This window comes from Mycobacterium intermedium (genome assembly GCF_002086275.1).
Lineage (GTDB): Bacteria > Actinomycetota > Actinomycetes > Mycobacteriales > Mycobacteriaceae > Mycobacterium > Mycobacterium intermedium.
In genome coordinates this window covers 1-17791 of record NZ_MVHT01000080.1, presented here as the reverse complement: position 1 = coordinate 17791, position 17791 = coordinate 1, and the positions used below count along the sequence as shown (strand labels likewise).

Here is a 17791-nt window from a genome sequence, read left to right as displayed (position 1 = left end):
GAAACCGGCGCGGCCGATTACTCTGATCGCGTGACGTTACCTTGGACACCGAGCCGGCTCGGCGACCTGACCGGCAAGCGGATCATCGTGACCGGTGCGACCAACGGCGTCGGACTGGGTACCACCCGTGCGTTGGCCAAAGCGGGCGCGCACGTGATCATGGCCGTGCGCAACACCGAACTCGGTGAGCAACGCGCGGCTGAGGTGGGGGGTTCGACCTCCGTGGTCAAGCTCGACCTGGCCGACTTGTCTTCGGTGCGCGCGTTTCCCGATTTGCTCGACGGTGAGATAGACATCCTGATCAACAACGCGGGTGCAGTCATCAATCAGCGAACCGTCACGGTCGACGGCTTCGAATTGACGCTTGCCACCAACTTTCTCGGGCCCTTTGCGCTGACCAATCTGTTGTTGCCCCGGGTGCGCTCGCAGATAATCAACGTCGGTTCCGAAGCGCACCGGGGCGCGACACTGCGGCTGGACGACATGCATTTGCGCCGCAACAAGTGGACGAGGCTGGGCGCTTACACGCTTTCCAAACTCGCGGTGATGTTGTGGGGTTTGGAACTCGACCGCAGGCTGCGCGAAGCCGGATCGCCGATCGTCACCCAACTCACGCATCCCGGCTGGGTGGCTTCGAATCTGTCGCACCTCTCCGACTCGCGCGTGATGTCCTTGGCGCACAACGTCGCCAAGGGTCTGGCAGGCCGGCTGGGTAATGACATCGATCAGGGTGCGGCGCCCACCTTGTTCTGCATCAGCGAACCCGTCCCGCCGGGTAGCTACATCGGCGTCAGCGGCAGGGGTGGCTTGCGCGGCCATCCGGTGTTCATCGGACGATCGGTGGTGGCCGGCGACTACGACACCGCGGCCCAGCTGGTGGCCTTCGCCGAAGCGGAAACCGGTACCGCGTTGGCGGCATCACCGAAATTGCCGTGATGGCTGTGGGCGCGCGCCGAACCGCAACCGTGGCGGCAATGTCGACGGCACATGGCGCGGCTACTAGCCGCGGCTGACCTTGCCCGCCTTGATGCAGGACGTGCAGACGTTGAGGCGCTGCTTGTTGCCGCCGGGACGGGTCACGGCGTGCACGGTCTGGACGTTGGGGTTCCACCGGCGGCTGGTGCGGCGGTGGGAGTGCGACACCGACTTACCGAAGCCGGGGCCTTTCCCGCAGATATCGCACACAGCGGCCATGGTTCTAAACTCCTCAAAGTCTGTTGCTTGGTCCCGGCGACCCCCGGATGGGTCAGCCAACCTGAGCTGAAAGCCCAGGCGAGCCCAGGCTGTCCCAGGATACCGACTGGGGTCGGTAACCACCAAAACGGTGCCGGCTTTCGGTGCTGACCGTTGCCGTGACCAGTGCTGTCACTGTCGCTGGCTAGGCTCTTGAGCAGTCTCGAGCGCCGCGCGGACCAGGCTACGCTGGCGCTCACCGGGGGCTTACCGGCGGCCTTGGGCAGAGGAGGTGGAGTCGGTTGGGCACGTCGGAACGTCTGCTGGACGCCTCCGCCCTGCGAGATTGGGCACACACCGCCGTAAGCGACTTGATCACCCACATCGACGAGATCAACCGGCTGAATGTCTTTCCGGTAGCCGACTCCGATACGGGCGCCAACATGCTGTTCACCATGCGGTCCGCGCTTGCCGAGGCGAATTCGGCCGCCAGGACCGAGACCGTCGCCGGGGTGGCGGCGGCGCTCTCGGCAGGCGCGCTGAACGGAGCGCGCGGCAACTCCGGTGTGATTCTGTCCCAGATCCTGCGCGGCATCGCCGATGCGACGGCGAGCGCGGCGACCGAATCAGGCGAAGAATTGCCCGCCATCGACGCCGCCGTCCTGGCTGCCGGGTTGTGGCGCGGGGTGGAGCTCGTCGTCGTCTCCATGGGAGGCACCGAGGTCCCCGGCACCATCGTCTCGGTGTTGCGGGCCGCGGCCGGCGCCGTCGAGCAATGCGCTCAGGGCGGGGAGGGGCTGGCCCAGGCGATCGCGGCCGCCGCCGATGCGGCCGTCGTCGCGTTGGAAAAGACCCCTGAGCAGCTCGATGTGCTGGCCGACGCCGGCGCGGTGGACGCCGGCGGGCGTGGCCTGCTGGTGCTGTTGGATGCGCTGTCGTCGACGATCACCGGTCAGGCACCCGCCCGCGCGGTCTACGAGCCGGCACCTCGCGCCCTGCAGCCAGAACCCCCCGGCCAGGGTCGCGCCCCGCAATTCGAAGTGATGTACCAGTTGGCCGGGTGCGATGAGGCCAGCGCGGACGCACTGCGGGATCGGCTGGGGGAACTCGGCGATTCGGTGGCCATCGCGGCCGCGCCGTCGGGGTCTGACGCCAGTTATTCGGTGCATGTACACACCGACGACGCCGGCGCAGCGGTCGAGGCGGGACTGGCGGCCGGGCAGTTGAGCCGGATCGTGATCTCGGCGTTGAGCTCCGGTGCGGCGGGACTGCCGCCCGGTGGGTGGACCCGGGAACGCGCTGTGCTGGCCGTGGTCGACGGAGACGGCGCCGAGGAGTTGTTCACCAGTGAGGGAGCCTTGGTGCTGCGACCGGAGTCGGACGCCGAGATCACCGCACATCAGCTGATGCGGGCGGTGGTAGACACCGGCGCCGCGCAGGTGATCGTGCTGCCCAACGGCTACGCGGCCGCCGAGGAACTGGTGGCTGGATGCACGGCGGCCATCGGGTGGGGCGTCGACGTGGTACCGGTTCCGACGGGCTCGATGGTCCAGGGATTGGCGGCACTGGCCGTCCACGAGCCGAGCCGGCAGGCCGTCGACGACGGATACACCATGGCGCGTGCCGCCGGCGCCACCCGGCACGGCTCGGTGCGGATCGCGACCGAACGGGCATTGACCTGGGCGGGTACCTGTTCCCCCGGGGACGGCCTGGGTATTGCCGGCGACGAGGTGCTGATCGTCGCCGACGATGCGGCCTCGGCGGCGATCGGACTGTTGGATCTGCTGCTGGCCTCGGGCGGCGAACTGGTGACGGTGCTGTTCGGCAGTGAGCTCAAGGAGGACGACGAAGTCGCAGGCATTCTGGAAAAGCACGTACACGACCACCATCCGGGCACCGAGTTGATCACCTACCACACCGGACACCGCGGCGACGCACTGCTGATCGGGGTCGAGTAGCCGTGGTGTCGTTGGGTGATTCGCTGAAATTCCTGCTCACCGACAAGTCCGTCGTGTTGCTCGACGAGTGCTTCGGGATCCGAACGGTCGATGACCTGCTTCGGCACTACCCGCGAAGCTACGTCGTGGGCGCAGCCAGGCGCGGGGCCGAGGACGCGCGACCCGAGGTGGGTGAGCACATCACCGTGGTCGATGTCATTACCGCGACGAATTCCTTTTTCATGAAAAAGACGGGGAGGAAATGTCTCCGCGTCACGCTCGGGTCCGGCCGCGGCAAGGTGACCGCCACTTTCTTCAACGCGGAATTCATCTCGAGAGGCCTAACCAGAGACACGAGGGTGATGCTGTCCGGGGAGGTCGGATACTACAAAGGCGTGATGCAGCTGACGCATCCGGCGTTCCTCATCCTTGACTCGCCGGACGGTCAGCGGAACAAAGGCTCGAAGTCGCTGAAAAAGATTGCGGAGGCGTCCCACGCCACCAGCAGTGAAGACGTGGTGTCGGCCTACGAGGGGCAGTTCTTCCCGATCTACCCGGCCTCGTCGAAGATGCAGAGCTGGGACATTTTCGGCTGTGTACGGCAGGTGCTGGACATGCTTGATCCGGTGCCGGACCCGTTGCCCGCCGAACTGCTCGCCGAGCACGGTCTGATGTCCGAGGACGAGGCGTTGCGCGCCGTCCACCTTTCCGAAAGCCCGGCCGTGCGGGCTCGCGCCGTGGAGCGCCTCACCTTCGACGAAGCTGTCGGATTGCAATGGGGGCTGGTCGGTCGGCGTCATAGCGAACTGGCGCAATCCGGGCCTGCGGCGCGGTGGCGGCCCGACGGGTTGGCGGCCGAACTGTTGCAGCGCTTGCCGTTTGAGCTCACGGGCGGACAGCGTGAGGTGCTCGACGTCCTATCCAGCGAGCTGGCGGCCACCCGTCCGATGAATCGCCTGCTGCAAGGTGAAGTCGGGTCGGGCAAGACGATTCTCGCGGTGCTGGCGATGCTGCAGATGGTCGATGCCGGCTACCAGTGCGCGTTGCTGGCCCCCACGGAAGTGCTTGCCACACAACACTTGGCATCGATCACCGACATCCTGGGGCCACTGGCGATGGGTGGCCAGTTGGGGGGGTCGGATAATGCGACGCGGGTGACGCTGCTCACCGGGTCGATGACGGCTGCGCAGAAGAAGCAGGCCCGGACCCAGATCGCCAGTGGCGAGGCCGGAATCGTCGTCGGAACGCACGCGCTACTGCAGGAGACCGTGGAATTCCACAGCCTCGCCATGATCGTCGTCGACGAACAACACCGATTCGGTGTTGAGCAGCGAGACCAATTGCGTGCCAAGGCAATTCCGGGAATCACCCCGCACCTGCTGGTGATGACGGCGACACCGATTCCGCGCACGGTGGCCCTCACCCACTACGGCGACCTGGAAACCTCGACGCTGCGCGAGTTGCCGCGTGGCCGCCAGCCGATCACCACCAACACCATCTTCGTCAAGGACAAGCCGGCCTGGCTCGACCGTGCCTGGCAACGCATCATCGAAGAGGTGGGCGCCGGCCGGCAGGCATACGTGGTGGCGCCCCGGATCGACGAGACAGAGGCCGACAACGCCGACAACGAACCGGGAGTTCGGGCTTCGGAGACGGCTGAGGGACTGTTCGCCAAATTGCGTTCCGGAGTGTTGTCCGAACTTCGGTTGGGGCTCATGCACGGGCGCTTGCCGGCCGATGCCAAAGCGGCCGCGATGGACGGTTTCCGCAACGGTGAAATTGATGTGCTGGTGTCCACCACCGTCATTGAGGTAGGCGTCGACGTCCCCAACGCCACCGTCATGCTCATCATGGACGCCGACCGGTTCGGGATCAGCCAGTTGCACCAGTTGCGCGGCCGTATCGGGCGGGGCCAGCATCCCAGCCTGTGTCTGCTGGCCAGCTCCGTGTCGCCCGGGTCGGCTGCGGCGAAAAGGCTCACCGCGGTGGCCGACACCCTGGACGGCTTTGCCCTGGCCGAATTGGACCTGCGGGAGCGCAAGGAAGGAGATGTGCTGGGGCGTAACCAGTCCGGCCGGGCCATCACGCTGCGGCTGCTCTCGTTGCTCGATCACCTGCCGGTCATCGAGGCCGCCCGCGACTTCTGCACCCGCGCCTACGAAGATGGGCGCCCGCAGCCAGGATTGGACGTGATGGCGGCACGCTTCATCGACACCGACCGCATCGAATACTTGGACAAGTCGTGAGCCGGAAGACGCTGCTGTGGTTGGTGGCCGCGGTCGTGGTCTCCCTGGTGGTCGCCTACCAGACGTTGGGCTCGACGGCGGCCAGGCATGCCAATGACTTCGCTGCGCGCGCCGACGTTCCGACCGTTCAACCCGGCGTCGATGTCCTGGCCGGCATCTCGGTGCTGCCGGTGCGGATGCACCGCTACGACTACCGCAGGGCGGCGTTCGGGGAGGCCTGGGACGACAACAACGACGCGCCTGGCGGACACAACGGGTGCGATACCCGCAACGACATCCTCGACCGCGACCTGGTGGACAAGACCTACGTCGTCACCAAACGATGTCCCCACGCGGTAGCAACCGGCACGCTGCACGACCCGTACACCAACACCGTGGTCGTTTTCCAACGGGGCGCAAAGGTGGGCGAAGCGGTACAAATCGACCACATCGTCCCGCTTTCCTACGCCTGGGACATGGGCGCCTACGACTGGCCGCAGCCCCTGCGGGTGCGGTTCGCCAACGATCCGGCGAACCTGCTGGCCGTGCAGGGGCAGAGCAACCAAAACAAGGGAGATTCGCCGCCTGCCGAGTGGATGCCGCCGAACGCCGCCTTCGCCTGCCAGTACGCCCTGCAGTTCATTGCCGTGTTGCGCGGCTATTCGTTGCCGGTGGATCAGGCATCCACCGATGTGCTGCGGCAGGCTGCGGCGACCTGCCCGACGGGTTGAGCGCGGGGCCGGGTCCCGGCAGGGCGCCTAACCGGCGTAAGTCAGTGGGTCCTCGCGCAGTCGGGTGCCGTCGTTCAGCCCGTTCAACACATCCATGTGCTCGGCGGCCAGTTCGAAGTCGAACACGTCGAAGTTGCTGGCGATGTGTTCGGGATTGGTCGAGCGGAACACCACGGCGTTGTCCAGCTGCAGGTTCCACCGCAGCAAGACCTGTGCGGGAGTCCTGCCGTACTCACTGGCGACCGACGTCACGGTGGGGTGGTCATTCAACTTGCCCAGCGCCAGCGGGGTGTAGGACTGCGTGATGACGTCCTGCTCGACGTGCGATTTGCGCAGGTCGGCCTGGTTGAGCAGGGGATGCAGCTCAATCTGGTTCACGGAGGGAGCGACGAAGGTCAAATCGGTCGCGATCTGTACGTGCTCGTCGGTGAAGTTGGAAACACCGATCGAGCGGGTGAGTCCATCCCCGCGAAGCTGGATCAGTCCTCCCCAGGAGTCCACGTACTTGCCGAGCTGCGGGGCCGGCCAATGAATGAGATAGAGGTCTACATAGTCCAGGCCGAGCCGCTCCAGGCTCTCGGCGCAGGCCTGCTGGGATCGGGTGAACCCTTGGTCGGCGGTGGCCAGCTTGGTGATGACGAACAACTCTGCGCGCGGTATGCCGGACGCTGCGATTGCGCGGCCCACGGCTGCCTCGTTGCCGTATGCGGCGGCGGTATCGATCAGCCGACAGCCGATCTCCAGCGCCGCCGAGACCGCCCGCTCGGTCTCGGCGTCGGACAAGTCGGCGACCCCGAGGCCCAGCACCGGCATCGTGTTCTCGTCATTTAGCGTTATCGAGGGGACGGAGAGGTTCGAAGCGCCCGACTCGCCAGTCAACGTCAATCACCTGCCTGTGAATTGAAGGTCCTCGGGTCGCGATAAGTGTGATTCAGCGACTCTGGGGATCACATACTACCGAGTTGGATATGCCGCCTAAGCAACGGCTGGTCCGGGTGTCTATGGTTTCTGCAGCGCTCCGCGCCTGCAGTGCGCCATTTGGACGGACGTAGAGTTGGGCCAGGGGGTCGCGTCAGGGTGGGCCGCCGCCTGTCCGGCCCGCCCGAGGACCTGAAAACTCCGCCCACATCTGTCGAGGGAGCAGCCGTGACCAAGAGTCTGCCTGGCGAACAGGACCTCCGCTCGGGAGCAAGTGGCGTGCGCATTGGACTGGCCAGCCGCGTACAAAACGCGGTCACCACCGCCGGCGTCAAGGTCATTCCGTGGATTCCGGTCCGCGCACGACGGTTGCTGACCGGCGGCCGGTCGGTTGTCATCGACGGAAATACCCTCGATACCACGCTGCAGGCAATGCTGACGGGCATGCGGGCCGTCGGCATCGACGGCCTGGTGGTCGACGACGACCCCGCGGCCTCCCGGGCGCTGATGGCAAAGACCACGAGAGAGATGCCCGGCCCGCAGATTCATGTCGAGGTTCGTGAACTTTCGATACCTGGACCGGCCGGTGAGATCCGGGCCCGGCACTACGTCGCACCCGGTGACGGGCCGGCGCCGCTGCTGGTCTTTTACCACGGCGGTGGCTGGGTGCTCGGCGACTTGGACACTCATGACGCGCCGTGCAGGTTGACCTGCCGCGATGCGGGCGTCCACGTCCTCTCGATCGACTATCGCTTGGCGCCCGAGCATCCGGCCCCCGCCGCATTCGCGGATGCTTACGCCGCTTTCAGCTGGGCGTACGAGCATGCCGAGGAGTTGGGTGCGGTCCCGGGGCAAGTCGCGGTCGGTGGCGACAGCGCCGGAGGCAACCTCGCCGCGCTGGTGTGTCAACGGGCGCGCGACACGGGCGGCCCGACCCCGGTGCTGCAGTGGCTGCTCTACCCGCGCACCGATTTCGCCGCGCAGAGCCGGTCGCTGAGTCTGTTCGCGCGTGGCTTCCTGCTGACCAAACGCGACATCGACTGGTTCACCTCTCAATATCTGCGGGGTACCGGCATCGAGCGGACGGATCCCCGGGTCTCGCCGGCGCGGGCCGAATCGTTGCACGGGCTTGCTCCCGCACTCGTCGCGGTCGCGGGGTTCGATCCGCTGCGCGACGAGGGTCAGGACTACGCGAACGCGCTGCGGGCGGCCGGGACGCCGGTGGACCTGCGTTACCTGGGTTCGCTGCCGCACGGTTTCTTCAACCTGTTCCAACTGGGCGGCGACAGCGCCGTAGCGACGAACGAGCTGATCTCCGCGTTGCGTGCGCACCTCAGTCGGGTGTGAGCAACCCGCCGGTACTCTAGAGGCGCGCCGCAGCCCCGGCAGAGCGGCATCTCGGAAAATCAAACGGAGGATCAGCGAAACTGTGGCCGACAAGAAGAAACCTCCGCGGATCGACATGAAGTCGCCCGACGGCAAATTCGGCCGGCTGATCCAGATCGGCGGAACCGCCATCGTCGTGCTGTTCGCCGTCGGCTTGGTGTTCTACATCGTGACGTCGCACAAGAAGGACGCCGCGCCCGGCCATCCCGTCCGGGTGGCGGCGAACAACGTGGTGACGAAGCCGGACAGCAAGGAACCCAAGGCAGTGATCTCGTTGTACGAGGACTTCCTGTGCCCGGCTTGTGGCGTGTTCGAGCAGACTTTCGGGTCCACCATCAACAAGCTCATCGATATCGGCGCCGTGGCGGCCGACTACACCATGGTCGCGATACTGAGCAAGGACTGGAACCAGCATTATTCGTCGCGGGCCGGCGCCGCCGCCTATTGCGTCGCGGACGAGTCGATCGACGCCTTCCGCCGCTTCCATTCGGCGTTGTACAGCCCGGGCATGCAGCCGTCCGAAAACGACAAGACTTTCCCCGACAACGGACGGCTCATCGAATGGGCGCGCCAAGCCGGTGCTGCCGGCAGTGTGCCCGACTGCATCAACAGCGGCAAGTACGTCTCCATGGTCGACGGGCTCGCGGCTGCCTCGAACATCAAGGCAACGCCCACCGTCCGGATCAACGGCGAAGATTACTCGTGGTCGACTCCCCAAGCACTGGTAGCCAAGATCAAATCGATCGTGGGCGACGTTCCTGGCATTGACGCCGCCGCCGCCGCCGCGGCAGCTTGACGCCGTGTCGGCACAACCTGCCGAAGAAGCCGGCGACGGCACCGCCCGGGAACCGGCATCGGCCCCGGCATTGCAGGTATCGGCACTCAGCGCATGGTGGGTGCTGATCGCCGGCGTCGTCGGCCTGATCGCCTCGTCCACACTGACGGTCGAGAAGATCGAGATTCTGATCAATCCCGCCTATGTCCCGTCGTGCAGCATCAATCCGGTCCTGTCGTGCGGTTCGGTGATGGTGACCCCGCAGGCGTCGTTGTTCGGCTTCCCCAATCCACTGATGGGTATCGCCGCCTTCACCGTGGTGTTGGTCACCGGAGTGCTGGCACTGACGAAAGTGCCGCTGCCCCGGTGGTATTGGATTGGGCTGACGGCCGGCACGCTGCTCGGTGCGGTGTTCGTGCACTGGCTGATCTTTCAAAGCATCTACCGCATCGGTGCGCTGTGCCCGTACTGCATGGTGGTCTGGGCGGTCACCATCACGCTGTTGGTGGTGGTCGCGGCGATCGCGTTTCGCCCGTCACCTGACACCGGCGGCGTACTGCGGTTCCTGTACCACTGGAGATGGTCGATCACCACATTCTGGTTCACCGCGGTGTTTCTGCTGATCATGGAGCGCTTCTGGGATTATTGGTCGACACTCATCTGAGAGGAGTCGAGGATGATCGCCAAAGTGCTGGTGGCCAACCGCGGAGAAATCGCGATCCGGGCGTTCCGCGCGGCCTACGAACTCGGCGTCGGCACCGTGGCGATCTACGCGTACGAGGACCGCAATTCGCTGCACCGCACCAAGGCCGACGAGTCCTATCAGATCGGGGAGGTCGGACACCCGGTGCGGGCGTACCTCTCCGTCGACGAGATCGTGGGGACCGCCCGTCGGGCGGGCGCTGACGCGATCTACCCGGGCTACGGGTTCCTGTCGGAGAACCCGGACCTGGCCGCGGCGTGTGCAAAGGCGGGCATCACGTTCGTCGGTCCCAGCGCCGAAGTGCTTGAGTTGACTGGAAATAAGTCACGCGCCGTCGCCGCAGCCCGCGAAGCGGGACTGCCGGTGCTGAAGTCGTCCGCACCGTCTTCTTCGGTCGACGAGTTGGTTACGGCTGCACAGGACATGCGGTTTCCGTTGTTTGTCAAGGCGGTGTCGGGCGGAGGAGGGCGCGGCATGCGCCGCGTCAGCGACGCCGGGTCCCTGCGCGAAGCTATCGAAGCCGCCAGCCGTGAGGCGGAGTCGGCCTTCGGCGACCCGACCGTCTATCTCGAGCAAGCCGTGTTGAACCCGCGGCACATCGAGGTGCAGATCCTCGCCGACGCTCACGGCAACGTGATCCACCTCTACGAACGCGACTGCAGCGTGCAGCGCCGCCATCAGAAGGTCATCGAACTCGCGCCGGCCCCGAACCTGCCCGCCGATTTGCGGGAGAAGATCTGCGCCGACGCCGTCGCCTTCGCCCGGCACATCGGCTACAGCTGCGCCGGCACGGTCGAGTTCTTGCTCGACGAGAGCGGGGACTACGTCTTCATCGAGATGAATCCACGAATTCAGGTGGAGCACACCGTAACTGAGGAGATCACCGATGTCGACCTGGTGTCGAGCCAGCTGCGCATCGCGGCCGGCGAGTCGCTCGATGACCTGGGTCTGACGCAGGAGGCGGTCCAGCCGCACGGTGTCGCGCTGCAATGCCGCGTCACGACCGAGGATCCGGCCAACGGCTTCCGCCCCGACACCGGGCGCATCAGCGCGTTGCGCACCCCCGGTGGGGCCGGTATCCGCTTGGACGGCAGCACTGTTCTGGGTGCGGATATCAGTGCGCATTTCGACTCGATGCTGGTCAAGTTGACCTGCCGGGGGCGGGACTTCACGACTGCGGTGAACCGGGCGCGTCGGTCGATGGCCGAGTTCCGCATCCGCGGTGTATCGACGAACATTCCTTTCCTGCAGGCGGTTCTGGATGACCCGGACTTCCAGGCGGGCCGTATCACCACGTCGTTCATCGACGAGCGTCGGCACCTGCTGACCTCGCGCACCTCCGCAGACCGGGGCACCAAGATCCTCAACTATTTGGCGGACGTCACGGTGAACAAGCCGCACGGCACCCGGCCGTCCAGGGTGTACCCGCAGGACAAGCTGCCCGACATCGACTTGCAGGCCGCGCCGCCAGCGGGTTCCAAGCAGCGGTTGGTCGAGTTGGGTCCGGAAGGGTTTGCCCGCTGGATGCGGGAGTCGCCGGCGGTGCTCGTCACCGACACGACTTTCCGCGACGCCCATCAGTCGCTGCTTGCGACGCGCGTCCGCACCAGCGGATTGCTGATGGTGGCACCGTTTCTGGCCCGGACCATGCCGCAGCTGCTGTCCGTGGAATGTTGGGGGGGTGCGACTTACGATGTGGCGCTTCGCTTTCTGAAGGAGGATCCGTGGGAGCGGTTGGCCGCGCTGCGCGAACGGATGCCGAACATCTGCCTGCAGATGCTGTTGCGCGGCCGGAACACCGTTGGCTACACGCCCTATCCGGAGGTGGTCACCTCCGCGTTCATCGAAGAGGCGACGGCGACGGGGATCGACATCTTCCGCATCTTCGACGCCCTCAACAACCTGGACTCTATGCGTCCGGCGATCGACGCCGTCCGCGAAACTGGTTCTGCGATAGCAGAAGTCGCGATGTGCTACACGGGCGATCTGTCCGACCCCGACGAGCGGTTGTACACGCTCGACTACTACCTCAGGCTCGCGGAGCGCATCGTGGACGCGGGCGCACACGTACTAGCCATCAAGGACATGGCCGGATTGCTGAGGCCCCCGGCCGCGCACACGTTGGTCAGTGCGTTGCGCAGTCGTTTCGACCTGCCCGTGCACGTGCACACCCACGACACCCCCGGCGGCCAACTGGCCAGCTACCTGGCGGCGTGGCACGCGGGGGCCGACGCGGTGGACGGTGCCGCCGCACCGATGGCGGGAACCACCAGTCAGCCGGCATTGAGCTCGATTGTGGCCGCCGCCGCGCATACCGACCACGACACCGGTCTGTCGCTGTCGGCGGTCTGCGCGCTTGAGCCGTATTGGGAGGCACTGCGAAAGGTCTATGCGCCCTTCGAGTCTGGGCTTCCCGGGCCGACGGGACGGGTCTATCACCACGAGATCCCCGGTGGTCAGTTGTCGAACCTGCGCCAGCAGGCGATCGCGTTGGGTCTGGGGGACCGGTTCGAAGAGGTCGAGGAGGCCTACGCCGGTGCCGACCGGGTGCTGGGCCGGTTGATCAAGGTGACCCCTTCGTCGAAGGTGGTCGGCGACCTGGCGCTGGCATTGGTGGGGGCGGGCGTGAGCGCCGACGAATTCGCCGCTGAGCCGAAACGATTCGATATCCCGGAGTCGGTGCTCGGGTTTCTGCGGGGCGAGTTGGGCGACCCGGCCGGTGGGTGGCCCGAGCCGTTGCGCTCTCGAGCGCTGGAGGGCCGCGGACCCGCCAAGCCGAACAAGGAGTTGAGCGCGGACGACGAGTCGGCGCTGGCTGCGCCGGGACCAAAGCGTCAGGCCACGTTGAACAGGCTGTTATTTCCCGGTCCGACAAAGGAATTCGAAGAGCACCGGGAACTCTACGGCGACACGTCGCAATTGTCGGCCAACCAGTTCTTCTACGGCCTGCGGCAGGGCGAAGAGCACCGTGTGAAGTTGGAGCGCGGCGTGGAGCTGTTGATCGGACTGGAAGCCATTTCCGAGCCCGACGAACGCGGCATGCGAACGGTGATGTGCATCATCAACGGTCAGCTGCGGCCGGTGCTGGTGCGTGACCGCTCCATCGCCAGCGCCGTTCCGGCCGCCGAGAAGGCCGACCGAAGCAATCCGGGACATATCGCGGCCCCGTTCCTCGGGGTGGTCACGGTGAGCGTGTCCGAAGGCGACAAGGTAAGTGCCGGTCAGACCGTCGCCACCATAGAGGCGATGAAGATGGAAGCGCCGATCACCGCCCCGAAAGACGGCACCGTGGAGCGCGTTGCGGTGTCCGACACCGCCCAGGTGGAAGGCGGTGACCTTCTGGTGGTGGTGAACTGACGCGCCGCCGACGATGCAGTGCGGAGCTATGAGGAGGAGCGGCGCAGGTGACCAGGATCATCGGCGGCGCCGCCGGCGGACGACGAATCGCCGTGCCGCCGCGGGGGACCAGGCCGACCACGGATCGGGTGCGTGAGTCGCTGTTCAACATCCTCGGCGCGCGACTCGACCTGACCGGGCTGGCCGTGCTGGACCTCTATGCCGGATCGGGGGCGCTCGGGTTGGAAGCCCTGTCCCGCGGCGCCGCGTCGGCGTTGTTCGTGGAGTCCGACCCGCGCGCTGTTGCGGTGATCGGACGCAACATTGACGCGGTGGGTCTGCCGGGTGCGACGGTGCGCCGGGGAGGGGTTGCGGCGGTCTTGGCGGCGGGAACGTCCGCTCCGGTCGACTTGGTTCTTGCCGACCCGCCCTACGATGTGGCGGCCGCAGAGATCGAGGTGGTGCTGGCGGCGCTCAGCGCCCATGGCTGGGTGGGCGAGGGGACCGTCGCGGTCTTTGAGCGCAGTGCCGCCGGTGCATTGTTGACGTGGCCGGACGGTTGGTCGGTGTGGTCCGAACGGGTATATGGCGACACCCGTTTGGAGCTGGCCGAGCATGACTGAGCTGTCCTGCTACCGTCTCGCCTATGACTGGTGCGGTATGCCCCGGATCCTTCGACCCAGTGACGTTGGGCCACATCGACGTTTTCGAACGCGCGGCGGCCCAGTTCGAGGAAGTGGTCGTCGCGATCCTGATCAACCCGGCGAAGAAGGGCATGTTCGACCTGGACGAGCGGATCGCGATGATCGAGGAGTCGACGACGCACCTGCCGAATCTGAGGGTGGAGTCCGGGCAGGGGTTGGTGGTCGACTTCGTCCGCTCGCGCGGGATGAACGCCATCGTCAAGGGCCTTCGCACCGGAACCGATTTCGAATACGAGCTGCAGATGGCGCAGATGAACAAGCACATCGCCGGCGTCGACACCTTCTTCGTGGCCACCGCACCGCGGTACTCGTTTGTATCGTCCTCGTTGGCCAAAGAGGTCGCGATGCTGGGCGGCGACGTGTCGGAGTTGCTGCCCGAACCGGTCAACCGCCGGCTGGCCGAAAGGTTGTCCAGCCGAGGGTGACGGCGCACAAGAAACGGACCTAGTCCCGGGGAGTAGGACTAGGCCCGCTCGGCTGTGCCGTGCTTGACTGTCGCGACTAGTCGGGGTCGAAGCAGGTGTAGAACGTCTGCGTCGAGTAGTCGTAGCAGGTGTAGGTGCCGTACTCCGGCTGGTGTGCCGGCGCTGCGTTGGCGCTGCCAACGGAGACGAAGGTCGCCAGGCCGATGGCCGAGGCCAGCAGGGACATCCCGGCGAGGGCGCGGATGCGGGCGGTGAACATTGGTTCCTCTCTTTCGGGTCGTTGCTCTGGTTGTTCCCGGCGTTTGCCGTTGCAAGAAGAATGGCGGCAGTGCCTTGGTGAAACCTTGTGGCTTTCTTGGCGCTACGGTGTTGCGGTGGCGATCTGGTTCTGCTTGCTGCGAGGTGAACCTCGGCAAACCGTAGCGCTGCGGCGTCGCCTTGGATTACCGTCCCATTTACAAGAGCGATGCGGCTTTGAGCGGGGCTACCATGTCGCAGACAGTGCTGATAACCGGTGCCTTCGGCCTGGTCGGAGCCGAGACCGTCAGACGCTTCGCAGCGGACGGCTGGCGGGTGGTCGCCGCCGCGCATCGCAATGCCAAGGCCGCCTTTCCGCGCGGCGTCGAAACCCTTTGGGTCGATTTGACGGATCCCGATCAGGTCGAGCGTTCGGTGCCGCAGCTGGCACCGGATGTGATCGTTCACTTGGCGGCCGTCATCCCGCCCATGATCTACTGTGATGCCAGACTCGCCCGCAAGGTAAACGTATGCGCCACAGCAAATTTGGTGCATACCGTCGAAAAGCTACCGAACCCGCCACGTTTCCTGCATGCGTCGAGCGTGGCCGTGTACGGTGCGCGCAATCCCTACCACTATTCCGAGCGGCTAAGCGTGGACACTCCTTTTCATCCGTGTGAGTTGTACGGCGGCCACAAGGCCGAAGCCGAAGAAATAGTGCGGTTGTCGAGCCTGCCCTGGGTGGTGCTGCGACTCGGCGGCGTGTTGAGCGCCGACCCGACCGCCATGCCCTTCAGCCCCGAGATTGTGTTCTTCGGCAGTGTGCTGCCCAATGACGGACGGGTGCACTGCGTCGATACGCGTGACGTCGCAACGGCATTCGCAACTGCCGCGCATGCGGACGTCATTGGAGAGATATTCTTGATCGCCGGTGACGACTCGTTCCTGCTCCGGCATGGCGTCATCGCGCCGGCGCTGGCGGCTGCTCAGGGTATGCCGGGAGTTCCCCCGGAAGGGCGGCCCGGCAACCCGAATGACGACCTCGGCTGGTTTCCCTACGATTGGATGGACGTCAGCCGCGCACAGCAGCTGCTGAACTTCCAACACCATTCGTGGCCGCGGCTGCTGGCCGACCTTCGTGCCAATGCCGGCTGGAAGCGTTACGCGATGCGGCCTTTCGCCCCCGTGGCGCGCCAATTGCTGCGGAGGCATCGGGCGTATCACCAGATCACCGGCAAGTACGCGGATCCTTGGACAGAGCTGAGCAAGCGCTTCGGCCAGACGGCTTTGGACACCGCAAAACTCGACTAGCGCGTCGGCCGGTGCCTCAAAAGACGATGGTCTGGTTGTCGTGCACGATGACGCGGTCCTGGCAGTGCCAGAGCACCGCCCGGGACAGCACCGCGCGTTCCACGTCGGCACCCACCCGCACCAGGTCGTCGACGGTGTCGGTGTGGCTGACCCGAACGACATCTTGTTCGATGATCGGACCCTCGTCGAGCACTTCGGTGACGTAGTGCGCGGTGGCTCCGACGAGTTTGACGCCGCGTTCCCGTGCCCGCTTGTAGGGATTCGCACCGACGAAGGCCGGCAGGAACGAATGGTGAATGTTGATCAACGGACAACCCACGGCGGCGAGGAAATCCGGGGTGAGTATCTGCATGTAGCGGGCGAGGATCACCAAATCGACATTGCCGCTGAGCAATTGAAGCTGACGCTGTTCGGCTTCCGCGCGGGTGTCGCGGGTGGCCGGGATGTGGAAGAACGGCACCCCGAAGGGGCGTACCCGCTCGGCCAGCTCGGGATGGTTGGCGATCACCATGACAACAGACATCTCGAGCTCGCCGCGGCGGTTGCGCCACAACAGATCTAGCAGGCAGTGGTCTTCCTTGGACGCCATGATCGCAACGCGTTTCGGCTTGGCGGCCTCAGTGAACCGATAGTCGATGCCGAACTGGGCGGCGACGGTCCTGCTGAACTCGCGTTCGAGTTCGTCGATGGCGGCGGTCAGGCCTGGCAGGTGAAAGATCGCACGCTGCAGAAACGTGCCATCCTCTGGTGCGGTGGAGTGCTGGTCCAGCGAGATGATGTTGGCCCCGGCCCCGGCCAGGAAGGCGCTGACCGCCGCGATGATTCCCGGCCGGTCGTGGCAGCGCAGCAGCAAGCGGCCGATGTCTGCCGGTGGTGGCGGTCCGGCCGGCCGCTGCGGGAAGTTGGCAGGCTGGGGCGGCGTTGCCGACGTGGAGTTCGTGATGATGCCCTCCTGCTCGCGATCGCAATTTCGCAGGGTCAGGATAACCGTATGCGAGTTGGTCGGTGCGAATTTGAACCCGTGCCTGCCCGGGTGCGTGACTGTAGGTAACCGCCGACCAGAACGGCGACTTCATCGGGTGCGCAAGTGCGTTCACGTCGCCATGGGCTGCCACCGAATTGTGTTGTTAAGAACAGTGTTTCAAGTGTGCAGTGCCACCCGCGTCCGACGCCGCCAACCGCTGGATATACGACCCCCAGCGCACCGATCTACGTCTTCTGACTGACGTTCGCCGTCCCCTGAGCCCGCATCTTTGAGTCAATCCGATGACTTAAGGGAGGGCAAGTGATGTCGTATTTAGTGGTAGGTCCCGAGCTGGTGGCTGCGGCTGCAACCGATCTGGCGAGCCTCGGATCGACGCTGAGCGAGGCGACCGCCGCGGCGGCCGCTCCTACGACGGCGATTCTGGCCGCCGGCGCCGATGAGGTGTCAGCCGCCATCGCGGCGCTGTTCGGCGCGCATGGCCAGGCCTACCAGGCGCTCAGCGCCAGGGCGGCGGCGTTCCATGACGAGTTTGTGCAGGCGATGCGCGTCGGCGCCGCAAGGTACGCCGGCGCGGAGGCGGCCAACGCTTCCCCCATGCAGAACCTGCTCGACGCGATCAATGCTCCGATCCAGGCGGCGACGGGACGTCCGCTGATCGGCAACGGTGCCAACGGCGCCCCAGGTACCGGGCAGAACGGCGGGGCCGGTGGGTGGTTGATCGGCAACGGCGGCGCCGCCGGATCCGGCACCAACGGCGGCGCGGCCGGAGGGGCTGGCGGCAACGGCGGGGCCGGTGGGCTTATCGGTAATGGCGGAGCGGGCGGCGCGGGCGGATCCCCGCTGGCCCTGGGTGGACCCGGTGGCTCCGGCGGTCACGGTGGTGCTGCGGGTCTGTTCGGATCCGGCGGCGCCGGCGGGGCCGGCGGAAACTCGAACGGGCCGGGC

Annotated in this window: 16 protein-coding genes; 12 read left to right on the top strand and 4 right to left on the bottom strand. The window is 65.9% G+C overall.

The window, feature by feature from the left end; genetic code table 11:
* Positions 1-30 precede the first annotated feature (30 nt).
* Positions 31-936 carry an SDR family NAD(P)-dependent oxidoreductase gene (locus BST27_RS23065; RefSeq protein ID WP_069421925.1) on the top strand — a complete coding sequence of 302 codons (906 nt, stop codon included), beginning with the start codon at positions 31-33 and terminating at the stop codon, positions 934-936.
* A 63-nt stretch (positions 937-999) separates the two neighbouring features.
* Here the strand turns inward: BST27_RS23065 and rpmB are convergent, their stop codons facing one another.
* Positions 1000-1194, bottom strand: coding sequence for a 50S ribosomal protein L28 (rpmB, locus tag BST27_RS23060; protein ID WP_069421924.1), 195 nt, complete (start codon positions 1192-1194; stop codon positions 1000-1002).
* A 281-nt stretch (positions 1195-1475) separates the two neighbouring features.
* Here rpmB and BST27_RS23055 point away from each other — a divergent pair, with 281 nt between their 5' ends.
* Genes BST27_RS23055 through BST27_RS23045 form a run of 3 tightly spaced genes read left to right on the top strand, consistent with a single transcriptional unit; the run spans position 1476 to position 6066 of the window.
* Positions 1476-3131: a DAK2 domain-containing protein gene (locus BST27_RS23055; protein ID WP_069421923.1), complete on the top strand. Its 1656-nt coding sequence runs from the start codon at positions 1476-1478 to the stop codon at positions 3129-3131.
* A 2-nt stretch (positions 3132-3133) separates the two neighbouring features.
* Positions 3134-5356: an ATP-dependent DNA helicase RecG gene (gene recG, locus BST27_RS23050; RefSeq protein WP_069421922.1), complete on the top strand. Its 2223-nt coding sequence runs from the start codon at positions 3134-3136 to the stop codon at positions 5354-5356.
* Positions 5353-6066 carry an HNH endonuclease family protein gene (locus BST27_RS23045; protein WP_069421921.1) on the top strand — a complete coding sequence of 238 codons (714 nt, stop codon included), beginning with the start codon at positions 5353-5355 and terminating at the stop codon, positions 6064-6066. The genes recG and BST27_RS23045 overlap by 4 nt, the downstream gene beginning before the upstream one ends.
* 27 nt (positions 6067-6093) lie before the next feature.
* Here the strand turns inward: BST27_RS23045 and BST27_RS23040 are convergent, their stop codons facing one another.
* Positions 6094-6945: an aldo/keto reductase gene (locus BST27_RS23040; RefSeq protein WP_139805319.1), complete on the bottom strand. Its 852-nt coding sequence runs from the start codon at positions 6943-6945 to the stop codon at positions 6094-6096.
* A gap of 279 nt (positions 6946-7224) precedes the next feature.
* Between BST27_RS23040 and BST27_RS23035 the strand changes: the two genes are divergently transcribed.
* The 6 genes from BST27_RS23035 (at position 7225) to coaD (ending at position 14313) form a co-directional block, all read left to right on the top strand.
* Entirely contained in the window at positions 7225-8331 is a 1107-nt protein-coding gene (locus BST27_RS23035; protein WP_276015343.1) for an alpha/beta hydrolase, read from the top strand.
* 82 nt (positions 8332-8413) lie between these two features.
* Entirely contained in the window at positions 8414-9166 is a 753-nt protein-coding gene (locus tag BST27_RS23030) for a DsbA family protein (RefSeq protein ID WP_069421918.1), read from the top strand.
* 4 nt (positions 9167-9170) lie between these two features.
* Entirely contained in the window at positions 9171-9809 is a 639-nt protein-coding gene (locus BST27_RS23025; protein WP_069421939.1) for a vitamin K epoxide reductase family protein, read from the top strand.
* Positions 9810-9821: 12 nt separating this feature from the next.
* On the top strand, positions 9822-13205 hold the full coding sequence (locus BST27_RS23020; RefSeq protein WP_069421917.1) for a pyruvate carboxylase: 3384 nt from the start codon (positions 9822-9824) through the stop codon (positions 13203-13205).
* A gap of 47 nt (positions 13206-13252) precedes the next feature.
* Positions 13253-13807, top strand: a complete 555-nt coding sequence (rsmD, locus tag BST27_RS23015; protein WP_069421916.1) for a 16S rRNA (guanine(966)-N(2))-methyltransferase RsmD — start codon at positions 13253-13255, stop codon at positions 13805-13807.
* Between the two features lie 23 nt (positions 13808-13830).
* The gene (coaD, locus tag BST27_RS23010) at positions 13831-14313 is read left to right on the top strand and encodes a pantetheine-phosphate adenylyltransferase (protein ID WP_069421915.1); all 483 of its coding nucleotides are present in this window, start codon (positions 13831-13833) and stop codon (positions 14311-14313) included.
* Between the two features lie 76 nt (positions 14314-14389).
* Here coaD and BST27_RS23005 read toward each other — a convergent pair whose 3' ends face one another.
* On the bottom strand, positions 14390-14572 hold the full coding sequence (locus BST27_RS23005) for a hypothetical protein (protein WP_069421914.1): 183 nt from the start codon (positions 14570-14572) through the stop codon (positions 14390-14392).
* 230 nt (positions 14573-14802) lie between these two features.
* On the opposite strand from BST27_RS23005, the gene BST27_RS23000 reads away from it, so the two are divergent.
* Entirely contained in the window at positions 14803-15861 is a 1059-nt protein-coding gene (locus tag BST27_RS23000) for an NAD-dependent epimerase/dehydratase family protein (protein WP_069421913.1), read from the top strand.
* Between the two features lie 16 nt (positions 15862-15877).
* Here BST27_RS23000 and purU read toward each other — a convergent pair whose 3' ends face one another.
* Positions 15878-16807: a formyltetrahydrofolate deformylase gene (gene purU / locus BST27_RS22995; RefSeq protein ID WP_139805318.1), complete on the bottom strand. Its 930-nt coding sequence runs from the start codon at positions 16805-16807 to the stop codon at positions 15878-15880.
* Positions 16808-17149: 342 nt separating this feature from the next.
* Here purU and BST27_RS22990 point away from each other — a divergent pair.
* A partial coding sequence (locus tag BST27_RS22990) for a PE family protein (RefSeq protein WP_139805317.1) occupies positions 17150-17791 on the top strand: 642 nt, incomplete at its 3' end.